Annotated in this window: 12 protein-coding genes; 9 read left to right on the plus strand and 3 right to left on the minus strand. The window is 62.4% G+C overall.

The features are described 5' to 3' along the window. Positions 1–254: 254 nt before the first annotated feature. The 5 genes from xylA (at position 255) to mmsB (ending at position 7,211) form a co-directional block, all read left to right on the plus strand. Complete coding sequence (gene xylA, locus AC1L6K_RS18230; protein ID WP_480950243.1) at positions 255–1,445, plus strand: xylose isomerase; 1,191 nt, start codon at positions 255–257, stop codon at positions 1,443–1,445. Between the two features lie 4 nt (positions 1,446–1,449). Next, entirely contained in the window at positions 1,450–2,907 is a 1,458-nt protein-coding gene (gene xylB / locus AC1L6K_RS18235; RefSeq protein WP_480950244.1) for a xylulokinase, read from the plus strand. A gap of 372 nt (positions 2,908–3,279) precedes the next feature. After that, complete coding sequence (gene chvE, locus AC1L6K_RS18240; protein WP_480950245.1) at positions 3,280–4,401, plus strand: multiple monosaccharide ABC transporter substrate-binding protein; 1,122 nt, start codon at positions 3,280–3,282, stop codon at positions 4,399–4,401. 84 nt (positions 4,402–4,485) lie between these two features. Next, on the plus strand, positions 4,486–6,024 hold the full coding sequence (gene mmsA / locus AC1L6K_RS18245; RefSeq protein ID WP_480950246.1) for a multiple monosaccharide ABC transporter ATP-binding protein: 1,539 nt from the start codon (positions 4,486–4,488) through the stop codon (positions 6,022–6,024). After that, positions 6,024–7,211 (plus strand): multiple monosaccharide ABC transporter permease, encoded by a 1,188-nt coding sequence (gene mmsB, locus AC1L6K_RS18250; protein ID WP_480950247.1) that lies wholly within the window; start codon positions 6,024–6,026, stop codon positions 7,209–7,211. The genes mmsA and mmsB overlap by 1 nt, the downstream gene beginning before the upstream one ends. 75 nt (positions 7,212–7,286) lie before the next feature. Here mmsB and AC1L6K_RS18255 read toward each other — a convergent pair whose 3' ends face one another. Further along, positions 7,287–8,390, minus strand: coding sequence for an ABC transporter permease (locus tag AC1L6K_RS18255; protein WP_480950248.1), 1,104 nt, complete (start codon positions 8,388–8,390; stop codon positions 7,287–7,289). Further along, positions 8,387–9,907: a sugar ABC transporter ATP-binding protein gene (locus AC1L6K_RS18260; protein ID WP_480950249.1), complete on the minus strand. Its 1,521-nt coding sequence runs from the start codon at positions 9,905–9,907 to the stop codon at positions 8,387–8,389. The genes AC1L6K_RS18255 and AC1L6K_RS18260 overlap by 4 nt, the downstream gene beginning before the upstream one ends. Before the next feature lie 291 nt (positions 9,908–10,198). Between AC1L6K_RS18260 and AC1L6K_RS18265 the strand changes: the two genes are divergently transcribed. The 4 genes from AC1L6K_RS18265 (at position 10,199) to AC1L6K_RS18280 (ending at position 14,408) form a co-directional block, all read left to right on the plus strand. Further along, positions 10,199–11,251 carry a substrate-binding domain-containing protein gene (locus tag AC1L6K_RS18265; RefSeq protein ID WP_480950250.1) on the plus strand — a complete coding sequence of 351 codons (1,053 nt, stop codon included), beginning with the start codon at positions 10,199–10,201 and terminating at the stop codon, positions 11,249–11,251. Between the two features lie 103 nt (positions 11,252–11,354). After that, positions 11,355–12,356 carry a sugar phosphate isomerase/epimerase family protein gene (locus AC1L6K_RS18270; protein WP_480950251.1) on the plus strand — a complete coding sequence of 334 codons (1,002 nt, stop codon included), beginning with the start codon at positions 11,355–11,357 and terminating at the stop codon, positions 12,354–12,356. Between the two features lie 96 nt (positions 12,357–12,452). After that, positions 12,453–13,712 carry an ROK family protein gene (locus tag AC1L6K_RS18275; protein ID WP_480950252.1) on the plus strand — a complete coding sequence of 420 codons (1,260 nt, stop codon included), beginning with the start codon at positions 12,453–12,455 and terminating at the stop codon, positions 13,710–13,712. A gap of 72 nt (positions 13,713–13,784) precedes the next feature. After that, positions 13,785–14,408, plus strand: a complete 624-nt coding sequence (locus AC1L6K_RS18280; protein WP_480950253.1) for a hypothetical protein — start codon at positions 13,785–13,787, stop codon at positions 14,406–14,408. Positions 14,409–14,537: 129 nt separating this feature from the next. On the opposite strand, the gene AC1L6K_RS18285 is transcribed toward AC1L6K_RS18280, so the two are convergent. Further along, positions 14,538–16,265: an ABC transporter family substrate-binding protein gene (locus tag AC1L6K_RS18285; RefSeq protein WP_480950254.1), complete on the minus strand. Its 1,728-nt coding sequence runs from the start codon at positions 16,263–16,265 to the stop codon at positions 14,538–14,540. Positions 16,266–16,346: the final 81 nt, after the last annotated feature.

The raw sequence follows: 16,346 nt of genomic DNA on the forward strand, positions 1-16,346 counted from the left end.
CCACAGTGCCGTGGTCGGCACGGCCGTCACCGCAACCGGATCAAACACTGTGCATTCGAAGGTAAAAACCAGAATTCTGATCGTCTTGACAACTTAATAGGCGTGCCCAGCGCCAAACGGCACAGTTCCGCCTTATACCTGAGATCGTACAGCAGAACGTTCACCGGAGCAGCCCTTGACGCCAGCAGTTTCTTGGCTTATGTTTTTAGTCAGAACATATTTATCGAGACGCACATCACCACTGGAGGAATCCCATGGCATTGCAGCCAACACGCGAAGACAAGTTCTCATTCGGCCTCTGGACCGTGGGATGGGAAGCACAGGACCAGTTCGGTTCCGCCACCCGCCCCAAGCTGGACACCGTTGAGGCAGTCAACCGCCTCAGCGACCTGGGTGCCTACGGCCTGACGTTCCACGACAACGACCTTTTCCCGTTCGATGCCACCGCCACCGAGCGCCAGCACGAGATCGACCGCCTCAAGGGCGCACTGGACTCCACCGGCTTAATCGTGCCGATGGTCACCACGAACCTGTTCAGCCACCCGGTCTTCAAGGACGGCGGCTTCACCTCCAACGACCGCGGTGTGCGCCGCTTCGCCATCCGCAAGGTCATCGAAAACATCGACCTGGCCGCCGAGCTTGGCGCCGAGACCTTTGTCATGTGGGGCGGTCGTGAAGGCAGCGAATACGACTCCGCCAAGGACATCCGCGGCGCCCTCGAGCGCTACCGCGAGGCCGTCAACCTTTTGGGCGACTACGTCACCGACAAGGGCTACAACATCCGTTTCGCGATTGAGCCCAAGCCGAACGAACCCCGCGGCGACATCCTCCTGCCCACCCTTGGCCACGCGATGGCGTTCATCGAAACGCTGGAACGCCCCGAAATGGTCGGCATCAACCCGGAGACCGGCCACGAGCAGATGGCCGGGCTGAATTTCACCCACGGCATCGCCCAGGCGCTCTACCAGGGCAAGCTGTTCCACATTGACCTCAACGGCCAGCGCTCCATCAAGTTCGACCAGGACCTGGTGTTCGGCCACGGCGACCTGCAGAACGCCTTCTCCCTCGTCGACCTGCTGGAAAACGGCGGCCCCAACGGCGGCCCGTCCTACACCGGACCGCGCCACTTCGACTACAAGCCCTCACGCACCGAAGACATCGACGGCGTCTGGGACTCGGCTGCAGCCAACATGCAGACCTACCTCCTGCTCAAGGAACGCGCCACCGCATTCCGCGCCGACCCCGAGGTCCAGGCAGCCCTGCTTGCCTCCCGCGTGGAAGAGATCAACGAGCCCACCCTGAACCCGGGCGAGGGCTGGGAAGCCCTCCGTGCCGACAAGGCCTCCTACGAGGACTTCGACACGGAATCCTACTTCGGCGGCAAGGGCTTCGGCTTCGTCAAGCTGCAGCAGCTCTTCATCGAGCACCTGCTCGGCGCCCGGTAACCCCATGGCGCTCGTTGCCGGGATCGATTCCTCGACCCAAAGCTGCAAGGTTGTCATTCTCGATTCCCGCAACGGGCGCACCCTCCGCACCGGCCGGGCATCCCACCCGGACGGTTCGGAGGTCCACCCCTCCCACTGGTGGTCTGCCCTGCAGGAAGCCATGGCCGACGCCGGAGGGCTGGCTGATGTTTCCTCCCTCGCCATCGCGGGACAACAGCATGGCATGGTCCTGCTGGATGCCGAAGGCCGTGTGGTTCGCGACGCCCTGCTGTGGAACGACAACCGTTCAGCAGTTTCGGCCGATGCCCTGATTGCCGAGTTCGGCGCCGCAGCCCTGGTTGAGCGCTGCGGCTCGGTACCCGTTGCATCGCTCACAATCACCAAGGTCCGCTGGGTCCGCGACAACGAACCGGACAACGCAACGCGCGTGGCCGCCGTAGCACTCCCCCACGACTGGCTGTCCTGGCGCCTGCGCGGCTACGGCCCCGCGGACGAAAGCCCGCTGGGACCTGACCTTGAACAGCTTGTCACTGACCGTTCCGATGCGAGTGGCACCGCCTACTGGTCCCCCGCGCGTGAAGCCTACGACCTTGAACTGTTTGAGGCGGCCTTTGGCCGGCCCGCGCGCGAAGCCGGCTCTGCCGGCCAGGCTGGGACGCACGTTGTGCTGCCCAAGGTTGCTGCGCCGTCGGACGTCATCGGCACGGTGCACGCGGACCATGCAGGCGGCAGCAGGATCGTGATTGGCACCGGAGCCGGCGACAACGCGGCCGGCGCCCTGGGCCTTGGCATCACCGCCGGCGACGTGGTCATTTCCCTGGGCACCAGCGGCACGGTGTTTGCCGCGGCAGCTGCTGCGGTCAACGACCCCTCGGGAACGGTGGCCGGCTTTGCCGACGCCGCCGGCGCCTACCTGCCGATAGCCGTCACCTTGAACGCGGCACGCATCCTCAGCTCCGTTGCGGGGCTGCTGGACGTGTCCTTTGACGAGTTCGCGGATCTGGCATTGGCGGCCGAACCCGGCAGTGGCGGCGTGGTGCTTGTCCCCTACTTTGAGGGCGAGCGCACCCCGAACCTGCCCAATGCGAAGGCCAGTTTCCACGGCCTGACCATTGCCTCAACCACCCGGGCCAACACTGCCCGGGCAGCCATCGAGGGCATGCTGTGCGGGCTGGCCGACGGGCTGGATGCCGTCACGGCGTCCGGTGTCGGCGCCGAGCGGCTGCTGTTGATCGGCGGGGCGGCGCAAAACCCGGCCGTGCAGGCCGTGGCGGCCCAGGTGTTTGGCGTGCCGGTGATCGTGCCGGCCCCGGGCGAGTATGTTGCCCGCGGTGCGGCCGTCCAGGCCGCATGGGCGCTGGACGGCGCTCGGCCGGACTGGGAACTGGATCTCGAAGCGGCACCGCCGACGGACCACCACCCGGTCATCCGCGAGCAGTACGGCAAGTTTTCCGGCGCCTGAACGGCTGCGCCCAACTCCGCAACGGGTGCCCCCTTCGCACGGAATGCAGTGGCTTGTCTGCCCCTGCATTTCCGGCGGAGGGGGCGCCCGTCTGCTTTGATCCGGCGGGCCACACCACTGCGCCTGCGACCTGCCCTGGTGGCTTTTTGGCGGCGTGGACGGACTGCGCCGGGACCGGTCCTGAGCCTGCCACGGGCCCCTGGAAACAGTGACTTGACACACGTGACGTGTCGTGAGTTACACTAAACAAGAATGTTAGCGCTAACAACCACTGTTTGCGCGGCCTCCCCACAGTGGGACAACATCCCAGCACAACGCAGGACACCTACCAGCCCATGGCAATGACGCGCACGGGGCGTAAAGGAACTCACCATGAAACTTAAGACATTGATCGTTGGCGCCTTGGCCCTCGGCCTCACCCTGGGAACCGCAGGCTGCGGCACCCGCGGCGGGGCTCCGGCTGCCGAAGACGGCTCCGTCGACAACACAGGGGCCCTGATCGGGATCGCGATGCCCACCAAGACCTCCGAACGCTGGATCAAGGACGGGACCGCCATCCAGCAGTCCCTTGAGAAGCTTGGCTACAAGACAACCCTCGAGTACGCCGATGACAAGATCCCGCAGCAGGTCCAGCAGGTGAGCAACATGATCACCAAGGGCGTCAAGGTCATGATCATCGCCTCCATCGATGGAACCGCCTTGAGCGACCAGCTTGACGACGCCGCCAAGGCAGGCATCAAGGTCATCGCCTATGACCGCCTCATCAACGGCAACGCCAACGTGGACTACTACACCACCTTCGACAACGAAAAAGTCGGCGTGGAACAGGCCACCTCCCTGCTCACCGGCTTGGGAATCCTGGACGAAAGCGGCAAGGAAACCGGCGAAAAAGGTCCGTTCAATGTGGAGCTCTTCGGTGGAAGCCCGGATGACAACAACGCCACCTTTGTTTACAACGGTGCCATGAAGACGCTGCAGAAGTACCTTGACGACGGCACCCTGGTGGTCAAGAGCGGCCAGACAGGTTTCACCCAGATTGCCACGCTGCGCTGGGATCCGGCGACGGCACAGAAGCGCATGCAGAACCTGATCGCCAGCTCGTACTCGGACGGCGAAAAGGTTGACGGCGTGATGTCGCCCTATGACGGACTGTCCATCGGCATCATCTCGGCATTGGAGTCCTCGGGCTACGCCACCGACGCGCTGCCCGTCATCACGGGCCAGGATGCTGAAGCTGCCTCGGTGAAGTCGATCATTGCCGGCCAGCAGTACTCCACCGTCTTCAAGGACACCCGGCAGCTGGGTGAGCAGGCCGTCGCCATGACGGACGCAATCCTCACCGGCAAGACACCGGAGGTCAATGACACCACCAGCTACGACAACAAGGTCAAGGTCGTTCCGACCTTCCTGCTCCAGCCTGTCGTTGTCACGAAGGACAACTACTCCAAGGAACTCATCGACAGCGGTTACTACAAGGCCGAAGACCTCAAGTAGCTAAACCTTCCGGTTGCGGCGGCCCCGGCCTCCGCAACCGGACCGAATGACATTCCCATCACGAACGCGAAATGAAGGTCCATCGTGACATCAACGATCCTTGAAATGCGTGCCATCACCAAGACATTCCCGGGGGTCAAGGCCCTCCAGAATGTTTCGCTGGAGGTCCAGCGCGGACAGGTGCACGCCATCTGCGGCGAAAACGGTGCCGGCAAGTCCACACTCATGAAGGTCCTCTCGGGCGTCTACCCGGAGGGAACCTTCGACGGCGAAATCTGGTTTGAGGACACCCTCTGCCAGTTCAAGGACATCAAGTCCTCCGAGGCTGCCGGCATTGTCATCATTCACCAGGAACTGGCACTGAGCCCGTTCCTGTCCATCGCCGAAAACATCTTCCTGGGCAACGAGCTCTCCGCCAGGGGCTTTGTCGACTGGAACAAGACCAATCTGGAGGCATCGAAGCTTCTGGCCCGGGTGGGACTGAATGACCATCCCACCACCAAGGTCTCTGAACTCGGCGTCGGCAAGCAGCAGCTGGTGGAAATCGCCAAGGCCCTCTCCAAGCGGGTCAAACTGCTCATCCTGGATGAGCCCACGGCGGCACTGAACGACAGCGACTCGGAAAACCTGCTCAACCTGATCAAGCATCTCCAGGGCCAGGGCATCAGCTCGATCATGATCAGCCACAAACTCAACGAGATCAAGGCAGTGGCCGACAAGGTCACGATCATTCGCGACGGACAAACCATTGAAACCCTTGACATGCACGCCGATGAGATCTCGGAGGAACGCATCATCAAGGGCATGGTGGGCAGGGACCTGAGCAGCCGCTACCCGGACCACACGCCAAGCATCGGCGAGGAGCTGCTGCGCATTGAGGACTGGACCGTCCACCACCCGGTGGACCAGGGCCGCCAAGTCGTCAAGGCGGCAAACCTGAACATCCGGGCCGGCGAAATCGTTGGCATCGCCGGCTTGATGGGTGCCGGCCGCACAGAGCTCGCCATGAGCGTGTTTGGCCGCAGCTACGGGACCAACATCAGCGGCCGGCTCTACAAAAACGGTGTTGCCATTGAGGCGCACACCGTCGCCGCCGCCATCAAGCACGGCATCGCCTACGCAACCGAAGACCGCAAGCATTACGGGCTGAATCTGCTGGACAACATCAGGCGCAACATTTCCGGTGCCGCACTTGCCAAACTGGCCCGCTGGGGCTGGGTCGACAGCGCCAAGGAACATGTGGTGGCTGAAGGCTACCGCAAAAGCATGAACATCAAGGCGCCCGGCGTTGGCTCCATCACGGGCAAGCTCTCGGGTGGAAACCAGCAAAAAGTCGTCCTGTCCAAGTGGATGTTCACCGACCCCGACATCTTGATCCTGGATGAACCGACGCGTGGCATCGATGTCGGTGCGAAGTACGAGATCTACAGCATCATCAATCAACTGGCTGAGGAAGGCAAGGGCGTTCTCGTCATCTCCTCGGAACTGCCCGAGCTGTTGGGCATTTGCGACAGAATCTACACCCTGGCTGAAGGTCGCATCACCGCCAACGTGCCACGGGCCGAAGCCACCGCCGAACACCTCATGCAATTCATGACTCAAGCAAAGGAGCAGGACATCTGATGACTGCTGTCCAATCCGCCGTACGTTTTCTCACCGGCCAACTGCGCCAAGTGGGGCTCTTCATCGCCCTGATCGTGATCATCATCTTCTTTCAGATCACCACCAACGGCATCACCCTGGCCCCCATCAACGTTTCCAACCTGATCGTGCAAAACAGCTACATCCTCATCCTGGCTGTCGGCATGGTGATGGTGATCATCGCCGGTCACATCGACCTGTCCGTCGGTTCCGTGGTGGCGTTTGTCGGTGCCATGGCCGGGGTCATGATCACCCAGTGGCACATGCCCTGGTGGTTGGCGATCATTGCCTGCCTGGTGCTCGGCGCCCTGGTGGGTGCGTGGCAGGGGTTCTGGATTGCCTACTTCGGCATACCCTCGTTTATCGTCACCCTTGCCGGCATGCTCACTTTCCGCGGGCTGGCACAGATTGCCCTTCAAAACCAGCAGATCTCCCCCTTCCCCGACGAGTTCAGGGCACTGGGCAGCGGCTTCCTTCCCGACCTTGGCGGCGGCACCTCCTTCCTGGAACCGCTGACTGTCATCCTTGGTGTTCTTGCCGCCCTGGCGTTTGTCGTCTCCGGCATCAAGCAGCGGGCAAACCGCAAGAAGTACAACCTCGAAGATGAACCGTTCCAGTGGTTCGTGGCCAAGATGGTGTTCACCACCGCCTTGATCCTGCTCATCGCGTACTTGCTGGCCAGCTACCGCGGCACCCCGATCGTCCTCCTGGTCATGGGCGTGCTCATGGTGGGTTACTCGGCCGTGATGGCCAACTCCATTTGGGGCCGGCACATTTATGCCATTGGCGGCAACGCCCACGCGGCCGAACTCTCCGGGGTGAACACCAAGCGTGTCTCCTTCACCTTGTTCATCAACATGGGCGTCCTGGCCGCCCTGGCCGGCCTGGTGTTCACGGCCCAGCTCAACCTGGCCAACCCCAAGGCCGGCGAGGGGTTCGAACTTGACGCCATCGCCGCCGTCTTCATTGGCGGCGCGGCCGTCACTGGCGGCATTGGCACGGTGGTCGGCGCCATCATTGGTGGCTTGATCATCGGAATCCTGAACAACGGCATGTCGATCATGGGCGTTGGCACGGAATTCCAGCAGCTCATCAAGGGCCTGGTGCTCCTTGCCGCCGTCGCCTTTGACGTCTTCAACAAGCGCCGCGCCAAGGCTGCAATCAAATAACGCCCCCGAGGGTCAACTGTGTGGTTCCGTGCCTGTTGCGGAGCCACACAGTTTTTTGTTGTCCGGGCCGCGGCGTTACCGCTTCGCTGTTGCCGCCGGCAGCTTTGGGGCGAGAGGCTTCTTCGGATCGCGGTCGGCAAATCGCTGCTGCAGCATGACGGCGCCAACAATGATGACGCCCTTCACGATGGCCTGCACCGAGGTGGACAGGTTGTTCTGCGTGAACACGTTGATCAGGGTGGAGAAGAGCAGCACGCCCAGAACCGTGCCCATGATGGACCCGCGTCCTCCGACCAGCAGGGTCCCACCAACCACGACGGCGGCGATGGCGTCGAGCTCGTACAGCGTGCCGTGTGTGGAACTGCCCGAGGTGGTGCGGGCCATCATCATGAAGCCGGCGATTCCGGCGGTGAGCCCGGCCAGGCCGTAAAGGTACGTGGTGTGGCGTTTGACGTTGATGCCGGCCAGGCGCGCGGCCTCCATGTTGCCGCCAATGGCAACAGTGCGGCGGCCAAAGGTGGTCCGATTGAGCAGGAACCAGCCCAGGGCAACCACAATGGCAAAAATCCAGATCAGCATGGGGATCCCGAGCAGGTTCCCCGACAAGGCCGACTTAAAGCCGGTGACATCAACTATCTGGGTCTTGCGGTTGGCCAGCAACTCGGCCAGTCCCCGGGCCGCGACCAGCGTTGCCAGTGTGGCTATGAACGCCACCACCTTGCCATACGCGACAACGACGCCGTTGAGCAGCCCCACCAGGGTGCCGGCCGCCATGGCCGCCAGCACCATGACGATCCAGTGCGTGTCGGAGGCGAATGCCTGCACCCAGGACAGTGTTGCGACAACTGAGGACAGGCCCATGACGGAACCGACGGACAGGTCGATGCCGCCTGCCGTGATCACAAAGGTCATGCCGATGCTGATGACGCCGATGATGGAGGCCTGGCGCAGGATTACCATCAGGTTGCCAACACTCATGAAGCGCTCACCGGCCGTAAGGTAGCCCACCAGCACGAGCAGCAACAGGGCAATGACGAGTCCCAGCGACCTCGCGCCGGGACTGCTGAAGAAGCTGGAAAGTGGGTTCCCCTGCTTCAACCCGGGGCTAGCCCGGCCTGGCTTGTCCGGGGCCGGCGCACCGCCGTCAATAAGATCGGCCGGCTGCTTGTGCTCGCTCATGCTGCGGTTCCTTTCATGACCATGTCAAGCACGTCGTGCTCATCGATGGCGGCTGCTGGGGAGCTGTGGATGACACGGCCGTCGGAAATGACCAGGACCAGGTCGGAGAGGCCCAGCACCTCATCGATTTCACTGGAGACAACGACGACGGCGGTGCCGGCGTCGGCCAGTTGCCGCACCAGGGCGTAAATTTCAGCACGTGCACCAACATCGACTCCCCGGGTTGGTTCGTCCAGAAGCAGGAGTTTGGTGCCGTGGACCAGCCAACGGGCCAGCAGGATCTTTTGCTGGTTGCCGCCGGAGAGGGTCCTGGTGATCCTGTCCGGATCCGCCGGGCGCAGTTCAAGGGAGTCCATCTGTGCGTGGGCAACACTGCGTTCCGCCCTCTCATTGAGCAGTCCGCCCTTGGCCCAGCGCGCAAAGCTGGCAAGGGTGACATTGCGGTAGATTGGCTCGTCAAGGATGAGCCCCTGGCTCTTGCGCTCCTCGGGAGAGAGGCCCATTCCGGCTGCAACGGCTGACTGCACAGACCCCGGGGCCACCTTGTTGCCGACGATCGCCACGGATCCGGTTGAGGATTTGCGTGCGCCGTAGATCGTTTCCAGAATCTCCGACCGGCCCGAACCCACAAGACCAGCCAGGCCAACAATTTCACCGGCCCTGACCTGAAAACTTACGCCGGCAAAGACACCCGGCAGGGCCAGGTCCTGCACGTCAAGGATGACGGGTGCGTCCGGCTTGACGGTCCCTGACTTGGGGAACACGTTGCTCACGTCCCGGCCCGTCATCAGCTTGATCAGTACCGAGGTCGGTGTGGACGCAACAGGGAGATTTGTTGCCACTGTCCGGCCGTCCTTGATGACGGTGATGCGGTCACCAATCTTGCGGATCTCCTCAAGCCTGTGCGAAATGTAGATCACCGCAATACCCGCGGCACTGAGATCGGCCACCACACGGAACAAGTTGCCGACCTCATCCGAGTCCAGGACAGCCGACGGCTCGTCCATGACAATCAGCTTCGTGTCGTGCGAGAGCGCCCTGGCCATGCTGACAATTTGCTTGTTGGCTGCGGAGAGGGTGCCAACTTCGGCTGTCACAGGGATTTTGCTGTGGCCCAGCCGGCTCATCAATTCCCTGGCCTTGCGGATGCTGGTGCGCCTGTCGATAACGCCGGCCTTGGCGTGTTCATGGCCAAGGAAGATATTTTCAGCCACGGTGAGTCCGTCGACAACATCGAGTTCCTGATACATCGTGGCAATGCCGAGTGCAATGGCATCCTGCGGACTGGCGATGGTGATGGGTTGGCCCTGCCAAATTATCTGGCCGTCGTCGGGCTGGTAGGCCCCGGAGAGGGTCTTGATGAGAGTTGACTTGCCGGCACCGTTCTGGCCCAGCAGGCAGTGGACTTCCCCCGGCAGGACTTCCAGATCCACGCCCTTGAGCGCCTGGACCCCTGAAAACCCCTTGGTGAGTGAGCGAACGGTCAGCAGTGGACCCGTATGAGCGGCAATGGTCATAGAGGCAACATAACAGCAGCTTCTAAATATTGCACTAGTTTTTTTCGAAGTGTTTCTTGAAAGTTACCGCAATTCGGTTTGTTCACTAAACGTACCAATGTAGATTTCGGGTGGCTAAAGTTCCGTTGAAATCTCTATCAATATCCAAAAATGCCTGTTATGTTGCTTGAGACGTCAAAGTGGACTTCACGATCAAGAGATTCTTCTTCGCTCGGTAATTTCCCTCCGCACTGACGGCTCACACCAGCTACACCAAATCATTTGGGTCAGTTCATATTTGGAGGAATCAAGATGCGTGAAAACCGTTCACTGCGCCACCGGATGCTTCTCGCCTCGGGCGCCATGCTGGCCGTCGCCGGACTGCTCACAGCCTGCACGCCGGGAACACCGGAACCGGATCCAAGCGCCAACAACAATGCCGGCGAGACCAAGGCGGCGAAGAAGCCAGGCGACAAGGTCACCATCGGCTTCTCCGGCCCCGCGGCCGACCACGGCTGGATCGGTGCCATCAGCACCGCAGCCTTGGACGCGGCCAAGCAGTTCGACGACGTTGAACTTGTCGTCTCCGAAGGCACCAGCGACGCCAGCCTCCAGATCAGCCAGATCGAAACGTTCATCAACAACAAGGTGGACGCCATCGTCATGCTGCCCACCGACGGCGCCGCGCTGACGGACGTCGCCATCAAGGCCATGGAAGCCGGCATCCCCGTGATCAACGTTGACCGCGAATTCAGCAGCACCTTCGCGGCCCGCACCACGGTGCTCGGCGACAACTACGGCATGGGTGTCAGCGCCGGAACCTATATTTGCGAACAGCTCGACGGCAAGAAGGACGCCGTCGTTGCCGAAATCGCCGGCATTGACAGCCTGCCGCTGACCCAGGACCGCAGCCGCGGCTTCAAGGAAGCCCTGGAAGATTGCGGCCTGAAGGTCAACAACCGCGTCGCCGCCGACTTCACCGTCCAGGGCGGTGAAGCAGCAACGTCCCAGCTGCTCTCCTCGGCTCCCAAGATTGACGCCATCTGGAACCACGACGACGATCAGGGCATCGGCGTCCTGGCCGCCATCTCGGCAGCCAACCGCAGCGAATTCTTCATGGTTGGCGGCGCAGGTTCCAAGAACGCCATGGAATCCATCAAGGCCGGTGATTCGGTCCTGCAGGCCACCGTGATTTACCCGTCGACGCAGGCAGCCGACGGCATCGTCCTGGCCCGGCTGATCGCCCTGGGCGAGCCGGCATCAGACCTGATCACCCAGGGCGTGCCGAACCGGATCGTGCTTGACGCCCCGGTTGTCACCAAGGAGAACGTCGACAAGTACATCGGTGCCGCCTTCGCCTCCTAGCCAGGGCCACCCAGTCAGCTCCCGGTGTCCGCGGCAGAAAACCCGCGGACACCGGGCGGCACGGCCCGCCGACCGACACACATGATGCATTAAGGAGACTTAAGTGAGCCGTCCAATCACCTTGTTTACCGGCCAATGGGCCGACCTGCCCCTGGAGGAAGTGGCCAAATTGGCCTCGGAATGGGGGTACGACGGACTGGAAATTGCCTGCTGGGGCGACCATTTGGACCCCTGGCGCTGGGATGATGACGCCTACGTCAAGGAAAAGCAGGCGCTCCTTGCCAAATACAATCTCCAGGTTTACGCCATTTCCAACCATCTCAAGGGCCAGGCAGTCTGCGATGACCCCATAGACCAGCGCCACCGCGACATTCTCCCCGACGTGGTGTGGGGCGACGGCGACCCGGAGGGCGTCCGCCAACGGGCCGCCGAGGAAATGCAGAACACCGCCCGGCTGGCCGCCAAGCTGGGCGTGAACACCGTCATCGGTTTCACGGGTTCAAGCATCTGGAAGTACGTTGCCATGTTCCCGCCCGTGTCGCAGGAACTGGTCGACGCCGGCTACCAGGACTTTGCCGACCGCTGGAATCCCATCCTGGATGTTTTCGACGAGGTGGGCGTACGTTTTGCGCACGAAGTCCACCCGAGCGAAATTGCGTACGACTACTGGACGACCAAACGCACACTTGAAGCCATCGGCCACCGCAAGGCATTTTGCCTGAACTGGGATCCCAGCCACTTCATGTGGCAGCAGCTGAACCCGGTGGATTTCATCCTGGAATTTGCCGAGCGCATCATCCACGTCGACTGCAAGGACGTGAAACTGCGTTTGGGCAACGGCCGCAACGGCGTGCTTGGCTCACACCTGGCCTGGGCAGACCTGAACCGCGGATGGGACTTCGTCTCCACCGGCCGCGGCGACGTCCCCTGGGAGGCAAGTTTCCGTGCCCTGAACCAGATCGGCTACGACGGGCCCATCTCGGTTGAGTGGGAAGACGCGGGAATGGACAGGCTCCTGGGTGCACCCGAGGCGCTGGCCTTCGTGAAGAAGAACGCCTTCCCGGCACCGGAGGCTGCCTTCGATTCCGCGTTCAAGGCGCAGTAATCGCTCACGGAACGCCCGGGCATGGACGTGCTCAGCTACGATAGGGCGCGCCGGTTTTCCGTATCAGCGTGTCACAAAGGGGTGAATTGAGGGGCAATGCCGGAACTTTCAGCAACAAAGCCAACACGCAGGGGCAACAACCTCGACGACGTCCGACGCAACAACCTAGCCATGGTCCTGAACCTGGCCCACGTGCAGGGCCGGCTCTCCCGGGCAGACGTCACACGTGCCACCGGATTAAACAGATCCACCATTGCCGGGCTGGTTGCCGAACTTGTCTCGCTGGGCTTGGTGGAAGAACAAGAACCAGGCACGACCCACCTTGCCGGCAGGCCCAGCCCGATCATTGTCCCGCGCGAGGACGTTGTCGCCATTGCCGTCAACCCCGAAATTGATGCCGTGACCATTGGCCTGGTGTCGCTTTCCGGCAAGGTCCTCAAGCGCATCCGCTACGACACCGCCCGGGTGCCGACACCCGAGGAAGTGGTCAACATTGTTGGCGCCGTCGTTGCCGGCATGCGGGGTGAACTCGACACTTCCTTCCGAACCGTCGGTGTTGGCGTCGCCGTGCCGGGCCTGGTCCGCGAGCACGACGGCGAAGTTGTTTTGGCTCCCCACCTCGACTGGCACAATGTGCCGTTGTCGGCCATGCTCAACAAGGCCCTGGACCTGCCTGTCGTTGTGGCCAACGACGCCTCAACCGGCTTGATCGCCGAGAGCACTTTCGGGGCCGGACGCGGGGCCAGGGACCACATCTATCTCAACGGCGGCGCCAGCGGCATTGGTGGCGGCATCTCCATCGGCGGCATTTCCGTCACGGGCACCAGCGGATTCGCCGGCGAGATCGGCCATACCCTGGTGAATTCCGACGGCGGCCTGTGCCACTGCGGACGAAATGGCTGCCTGGAAACTGAGGTCCGGCAGGCACCGCTGCTTGCCGCCTTGAACTTGGCATCCACCGACATTGAGAAATTGGATGAGACCCTTCTAAGCCAACTCGCCAAGCCGGAGGCTGCCGCGCCGGAACTGCTTGAACTTGTCCACCAACAAATCGACTTCCTTGCCGAATCGCTCTGCAGCGTCGTGAATTTCTTCAACCCCGAGCTGATCATTCTCGGCGGTTTCCTGGGCACACTCCACGCCGCCGATCCTGATCGCATGGAAACAGCAGTGAAGTCCAAGGCCATGATTGGGCCGCGTGACGACGTCCGCTTCGCCAGGGCAGCCCTCGGCGCGGACCTGCTGCTGGTGGGAGCTGCCCAACAGGCCTTCGCGGCTGTTTTGGCCAACCCGGCAAGCATCGCAGGGACGGGCGGGGCAGCCGAAACAGATCCGCCGAAGGCCGCCACCGGATAGGGCCGCTCCACGCCGATGCCCAAGGCCCCGGGAAACATTCGCTGCCGAAAAGTCTGGCATTCTTGAAGCACCATGGAAACAGCCTCCAACACCCCGCGCACCGTGTCCGTCCGTTCCGCGCCCACCCGCGTGCTCGGGGCGGTTGCCCTGGCGTTTTGTGCGTTCTTTGCCGTGAACCTGCTCCTGACCGGAACCCCGGCCTCGATCTGGGATTTCCTGCCGTGGCTGCTCTTCGCGGCGTGGGGTGTTTACGTGCTCCTGTGGCGGCCACAACTGCTGATCCATGCCACCGGCCTGAGCATCCGCAACATCCTGCGGGACCACGAAATCCCCTTCTCCGAGCTCACCGCCCTGCGCGTCATGCAAAACGTCAGCTTTGACACCACAGCCGGCCGCATCCCGAGTTGGGGTGCACCGGGGTCCGGCAAGTTGGGCCCGAAAATGCTCTCCGGCACCGGCGGCGCCCGCACCATGGCCGCCCTGCCGCACACCCAAACGGCCGTCCAGACGGCCTGGGACGCGTGGGAACGCGGCAACACTGCATCCCTGAAGCACGACGCCGGTTCCCCCTCCCCCGCCGCCCAGCCCGAACACCAGCCCGGCAGCCAGCACAAGGTGGCCAGCGGCTGGAACCTGCCGGCCGTCGTCGTTGGTGTCCTGCTGCTGGCGCTCGCCATCGCCAGCACACTGACGTAGCTCGGAGAATCGCAAGGCACACTGACGTGGGGCACACTGCACCCCGGCGCAGGGCCCGTAAATGCAGGGCACAGGGAAAAGGCCCGGTCCGCTCATGGTGAGCGGGCCGGGCCTTTCAGGTGGAGCTGCCTAGGACTTGAAGCCCACGGTGGTCCAGTCGATTGATTCGAACTGTCCGGCACCGTAGTTGACCAGGTCTTTCCTGACACCATAGGTGTTCGGTGTCGGGGTCAGCGGGATGACAGGGGTGTAGGCGAAGATCGCCTTGTCGATCTCGTTGGCCAGCTTGATGCGCTTGGCCGGGTCGAGCTCTGCGTTGGCCGCGGCCCACATGTCGCCGAGCTTTTCATCGGTGAGGCCGGTGAAGTTCTGGCCGGCATCGACAGGGTAGAAGATCGACTCCGTGGAGGCCACCGGGTACGCCGTGCCCGACCAGGCAAAGCCTGTCAGTTCAAAGTTGGACTTCAGCACGTAGTCGGAGAAGAACTTGTCCTCCGGAACCGTGTTGTTCTTCAGGGTGATGCCGACAACTTTCAGGTTGGCCTGGATCTGCTTGAAGATCTGCTCTGACACTGGGTTGTTGGCATCGAGGGTGTACGCGATTTCCAGCTTGGCGCCGTCCTTTTCCTGCGTGCCGTCGGCTGCCTTGGTGTAGCCGGCTTCCTTCAACAGGGCCTCGGACTTGGCGGTGTCGAACCCGATGACCGACGTGGCGTTGTCTTCGTAGCCCTTCTGGCCGGGCATGTAGATGTAGCTGTTCTGGCTGGCCACCGGTGCACCGATGGGGCTCAGGCGGCTGGCAGAAATGGTGTCCCTGTCAATGGCACGGGCCACTGCCTGGCGGACCTTCGCATCCATGAGCGGTCCCTTGGAACCGTTCATGGTGACGTGGTTCCAGGTCAGTCCGCCGGACTGCTGGATGGCGCCGTCGGCGCGCTTCTTGGCGGTGTCGTAGTTGTTCTTGTTGGTGCCGATGCTGACCGCGTCGAGTTCCTTGTTGGCGTAGGCCTGGGCAAGGGCGTCACGGGAGACAACCTTCATGATGATCTTTTCCAGCTTCACCTTCTGGCCCCACCACTTGTCGTTGGGAACCAGTGTGACAACCTGGCCGGCGGCGTCCACGTCACCGACCTTGTACGGTCCGCTGGCGGGCACCGGCTTGGACTTGTAGCCCTCGTTGAAGGCAGTCACGTCGGAGGCAATGGCTTCCGGCAGCACGGCTGTCTGAACCGCGCCGGCGGTGCTGCCGCCCAGGATCGAGGGCCAGTCGGCGTTCTTGTTCTTGAACGTGATCTTGAAGTCGAAGTCCGTCTCGCCCTTGGTGACCGACTCAATGTCCTTGTAGACGTTGTCGCCAACAATCTGGTAGTCCTTGTTGGTGCCGTTGTTCGCCTTGATCGTGGCGTCATAGTCCTTGTAGGTGATGGGTGTGCCATCTTCCCAAACGGCCTTCGGGTTCAGCTTGATCTCAACAACCTGCGGGTCCTCACCGGCCAGCTTCACCTCTGTGGCGTAGTCGGGGTTCAGTTCCCAGCCTCCGTCGACGGTGTTGCGGACGGGGCCGCCTGTGGTGGGATCCAGGATTTCACTGCCGGCCTTGACGTTGCCGTCAACCTGCAGCGTGTTCCAGTTGTCAGGCATCTGGTCAACGGCCAGCGTCAATGTGCCGCCGTCCTTGACAGCTGCATAGTCGGCAACGGTCCAGGCCGTGGTGGGCAGCGCCCCTGTTTCGGCAGCGCCCTTGCTGTTGTCCACGACGGGTTTGTCGCCGCCGCCACCGCCGCCGGCACTGCAGCCGGTGACGGTGAGGGCCAGCGCCAGAACTCCGGCGCCCACCATCTTCTTGATGTGTTGCATTGTTTCCTCCCATTGAATGATCCCCGGCGGGCAAGTGGTGCTGGCCCGCCGGGACTGTGGTTGCGGTGAGACTTTTCGGGT

The sequence above is a fragment of the Specibacter sp. BI4 genome, assembly GCF_056680095.1.